This window comes from Escherichia sp. AM3, assembly GCF_032029835.1.
In the GTDB taxonomy this organism is placed as follows: domain Bacteria; phylum Pseudomonadota; class Gammaproteobacteria; order Enterobacterales; family Enterobacteriaceae; genus Escherichia; species Escherichia coli.
In genome coordinates this window covers 1-280 of sequence record NZ_JAVUPQ010000907.1, presented here as the reverse complement: position 1 = coordinate 280, position 280 = coordinate 1, and the positions used below count along the sequence as shown (strand labels likewise).

Below are 280 nucleotides of genomic sequence, written 5' to 3'. Positions count from 1 at the left end.
GCTCACCACCTACCGTAAACTGGCGGAGCACGCGCTGGAGAAACTGGCGCCGTATTACAAAGGCATCGGCCCGGCGTGGACGAAAGGCGCCGTGCTGCCTGGCGGCGATATCGGCGATAACCGCGACGATTACGCCGCGAAGCTGCGTCGCCGCTTCCCGTTCATTACCGAAGGAATGGCGCGCCACTATGCCCGCACCTACGGCAGAAACACCGAACTGGTCCTCGGCGAGGCGAAAGAGATTGCCGATCTAGGCGAGCATTTTGGCCATGAGCTGTAC

At 61.8% G+C, this 280-nt stretch carries 1 pseudogene; it reads left to right on the top strand.

Going from position 1 to position 280, the window contains the following annotated elements:
• Positions 1 to 280 (top strand): annotated as a pseudogene (locus RTW80_RS29000) (glycerol-3-phosphate dehydrogenase); the annotation flags it as partial.